2 protein-coding genes are annotated in these 4273 nt (G+C 71.8%); both read right to left on the bottom strand.

Going from position 1 to position 4273, the window contains the following annotated elements:
- Nucleotides 1-1597, bottom strand: a 1597-nt coding sequence (locus OO69_RS48010; protein ID WP_420707979.1) for a beta-ketoacyl synthase N-terminal-like domain-containing protein, incomplete at its 3' end; no start/stop codon positions are given.
- 65 nt (nucleotides 1598-1662) lie between these two features.
- Nucleotides 1663-4273: type I polyketide synthase (locus tag OO69_RS48005; protein WP_033287367.1), on the bottom strand; the 2611-nt coding region annotated here is incomplete at its 5' end.

The following is a 4273-nucleotide window of genomic DNA, read 5'->3' as shown; positions in this document are numbered from 1 at the left end:
GCAGGGCGAAGAGTGCGGGCTGGGTGTAGGCGGTGGTGTTGAGGTCGGTCGGGTCGGTGTCGAGCAGCACGTCTTTGAGGGGCCGGGCCAGGTGCGGGTCCAGCGCCGCGCAGGCCGCGTCCGGCGGGGCCGGCGGTGTGGGCTCGTCGGGCGCGTCTTCAGCTTCGGCGTCCGGCGGCTCTGTGACGGCCGGGGCCTCTTCGAGGATGACGTGGGCGTTCGTGCCGCTGACGCCGAAGGCGGAGACACCGGCCCGGCGCAGGTGGCCGTTCGCCTGCCACGGCACCGGCTCGGTCAGCAGCGAGACCGCGCCGCTCTCCCAGTCGATGTGTGGGGAGGGCTCGTCCACGTGGAGGGTCTTGGGCAGTACGCCGTACCGCATCGCCATGACCATCTTGATGACTCCGGCGACGCCGGCGGCAGCCTGGGTGTGTCCGATGTTGGATTTCACGCCGCCGAGCATCAGTGGCTTGTCGGCGGGGCGGTCCTGGCCGTAGGTGGCGAGCAGCGCCTGGGCCTCGATCGGGTCGCCCAGCGTCGTGCCGGTGCCGTGTGCCTCGACCGCGTCGATCTGGTCCGGGGCCAGTTGGGCGTTGGCGAGCGCCTGCTGGATGACGCGTTGCTGGGCGGGGCCGTTGGGGGCGGTGAGGCCGTTGCTGGCGCCGTCCTGGTTGACCGCCGAGCCCCGGACGACCGCCAGCACCTGGTGCCCGTTGCGCTGGGCGTCGGAGAGGCGTTCGACCAGGAGGAGTCCGACGCCCTCACCCCAGCCGGTGCCGTCCGCGCCGGCCGCAAAGGGCTTGCAACGGCCATCGGGGGACAGGCCGCGCTGACGGCTGAACTCCACATAGACCGCCGGGTTGGCCATCACGGTGACGCCGCCCGCGAGGGCCATCGTGCACTCGCCGTTCCGCAGCGCCTGGATCGCGATGTGCAGGGCAACGAGCGACGACGAGCAGGCCGTGTCGATGGTGACCGCCGGGCCCTCCAGGCCGAAGGTGTAGGCGACCCGGCCGGACGCCACACTGGTTGTACTGCCGGTCAGGAAGTACCCGCTCAGATCCTCCGGCGGGTCGATGCGGCGCGGCGGGTAGTCCTGCGCGATAACCCCCGCGAACACACCGGTCCGGCTGCCGCGCAGCGTCGCCGGGTCGATGCCGGCCCGCTCGAAGGTCTCCCACGCCGTCTCCAACAGCAGCCGCTGCTGCGGGTCGGTGGCGAGTGCCTCGCGCGGGCTGATACCGAAGAAATCGGGGTCGAACGCGCCCGCCTCGTAGAGGAATCCGCCGTGCCGCGCGTACGAGGTGCCGTACCGGTCCGGGTCAGGGTCGTACACGTCGTCCCAACCGCGGTCGATGGGGAACTCCGCGATGGCGTCACCCCCGGCGGCCACCAACTCCCACAGATCCTGCGGTGATCGCACCCCGCCCGGGAAACGGCAGCCCATGCCGACGATCGCGATCGGCTCCTGGTCCTTCGTCTCCGCCTCGTGCAGCCTGCGGCGAGCCTGCCGAAGGTCGGCCGTCGCGCGCCGCAGGTAGTCGCGGAGCTTTTCCTCGTTACCCATGGACTCAACCTCTTCATGGCTCTGTGGCACGCTGTATGGGGTGGCGGGTGGCGCGGTCGGGACGGGTCGGGCGGCTCGCGTACGGAGTCGGTCGGTCAGGAGGCTTCGAGCTCGTTGTCGAGTGCGTCGAAGAGTTCGCTGTCGGTCGTGCCGCTGAGGTCGCGTTCATCGCCGGATTGCGCGGCCCCGCGGCCCGCGGTGTCCCGCCACCGCCACATCAGTGCCTGCAACCGGGCGGTGATGCGGGTCTGCGTTTCGAGGTCGGCGGTGTCCGCGGTGCCGGTGAGCGCTGCCTCAAGGCGGTCGATGTCGGCGATCAGCGGACTGGCCGCAGTGGCCGGCTCGGGCGCGACGGTGGCCCGCAGGTATGCGGCGAGGGTGGCCGGCGTCGGGTAGTCGAAGATGAGTGTGGCGGGGAGCCGCAAGCCGGTGGCGGTGCCCAGTCGGTTGCGCAGCTCGACCGCGGTGAGCGAGTCGAAGCCCAGCTCCTTGAACGCCCGCTCGGCCGGGACAGCCTTGCCGTCGGTGTGGACGAGGACCGCGGCGACCTGGCCGCGTACCAAGTCCAGCAGCAGCGCTTGCTGCTCGGCTTCCGACCGTCCCGCGAGACGCTCGGCGAGGTTGACCGACCCGGAGGCCGAACCATCACCTGCTCGGCGTACGACGGTCCGCACCAGCGCGCGCAGCACCGGTGGGATGACCCCGGCGGCCGCCTGGGCACGCAGCGTCGCGTTGTCGAACCTGGCCGGCACCAGCACGGGGTGCCGGAGCCCGAGCGCGGTGTCGAGCAGGGCCATGCCCTCGTCGCTGGCGATCGGGGTGATGCCGTTACGCCTGATGCGGGCCAGGTCGGCTGTGTCGAGGTCGACCTTGGGGCGCAGGACGGTGTCGAGGCGTTCGGGGGTGAGGGTGGTGAGGGTGCCGTCGTCCAGGACGCCGGCGGTGTGGATGACGGCGGTGAGCGGGTGCTCCGCCGGGACGCCCGCCAGGAGGGCGGCGAGGGCTTCGGGGTCGGCGGTGTCGCAGGCGGTGATGGTGACGGTGACGCCGTGCGCGGTGAGTTCGGCTTCCAGTTCGAGGGCGCCTTCGGCGTCGGGACCGCGGCGGCTGGTCAACAGCAGGTGGCGCGCCTTGCGTTCGGCGACCAGGTGGCGGGCGACCAGGGCGCCCAGGACACCGGTTCCACCGGTGATGAGAACGCTGCCTTCGGGGTCCAGCTTCGGAGCCTCGGGGGTGCTGGTCGACGGCAGGCGGGTGAGGCGCGGGGTGCTGATCGTGCCGTGGCGGAGGGCGAGTTGGGGTTCCCCGGTGGCCAGGGCGCGGAGAAGGGCCGTGGTGTCGTCGAAATCGACCAGGACGAAGCGGTCCGGGTTCTCGGCCTGTGCGGAGCGGACCAGGCCCCAGACGGTCGCTGCGGCGAGGTCGGTGACCTTTTCGTCGGCGGTGGTGGCGATGGCGCCGTGGGTGAGGACGACCAGTTTGGACTGGGCGTATCGCTCGTCGGCGAGCCACTGCTGGAGCAGGGCGAGAGCGCGGTGAGCGGTGACGTGAACGGTGTTCGGTACGTCGTCGCCGACGGCCGGTGCGGCAATGGGCGCGAGGACGAAGGCGGGCATGGCCTCTGCCGTGGCGAGCGCGGCCAGGTCCGGATACGCCACGGCATCGGCCAAGCCCACTGCGTCGGCACCGATTACGACCCAATCAGGCGCCAACGAGTCTTCGCCGAAGGCGAGTTGGGTCAGCTCCGGCCACTCAAGGGTGTGCAGCGCGTCGAACCGTCCGCTCGCTCCCGCGGTGGCGAAGGCGGCGGCGGGCACGGCACCGAAGAGCACCGTGTCCACGGACAGCACCGGAGCGCCCAGCGGGTCGGTGAGCGTGAGGGCGAAGGTGTCAGCAGCCGTACGGACCGCCCGGACCCGTAGCGCGGAACTGCCGGCGGCGTGCAGGGTCACCCCGCTCCACCCGACCGGCAACCTGAACTGCCCCGCCACGACCTCCCCGCCTTCGAGCGTGATCGCGTGCAGGGCCGCGTCGAGCAGCGCCGGGTGGACACCGTAGCCGGTGGTGTCGGTGTCCTCGGGGAGCGCGATGTCGGCGTAGAGGGTGTCACCGTCACGCCACACCGCCCGCAGCCCCTGGAAGGCGGGTCCGTAGCCGAACCCGGAGTCGGTGAGCCGGTCGTACGCGTCCCCCATGTTGACCGGTGCGGCCCCGGCCGGCGGCCACGTACCAGAAGGGGAGCCGGGCGCCGCATCCGGTTCCGCGTCGCTGAGCACGCCGCTCAGGTGATGGGTCCAAGGGAGGTCTTCGGCAGCGTCGTACGGCCGGGCGTGGACGCTGACCGAGCGGCTCCGGCCGGACTCGTCCTCAGGGCCGATCACCAGCTGCACCTGGACGGCCGTGCCTGCCGGGACGACGAGCGGGGTGGACAGCGTCAGCTCTTCGACGTGGGCGGTACCGAGTTGGTTGCCCGCGTGCAGGGCAAGGTCGAGGAACGCGGTGCCGGGCACGACGTTGGTGTCGGCGAGGGCGTGGTCGGCGAGCCAGGGGTGGGTGCGAAGCGAGAGTTGGCCGGTGAAGAGCGTGGCCTGGCCGTCGGCGAGTTCGACGGATGCGCCGAGCAGCGGGTGCTCAGCGCTCTCCATACCCGCGGTGCTGAGGTCGCCGGTGCGGGCGGGGGCGTCGAGCCAGTAGCGCTGGTGTTGG

The sequence above is a fragment of the Streptomyces sp. NRRL F-525 genome (assembly GCF_000716605.1).
Taxonomy (GTDB): domain Bacteria; phylum Actinomycetota; class Actinomycetes; order Streptomycetales; family Streptomycetaceae; genus Streptomyces.
Note: the sequence above shows the minus strand (reverse complement) of the source record. Positions and strands in the feature narration are given on the sequence as shown.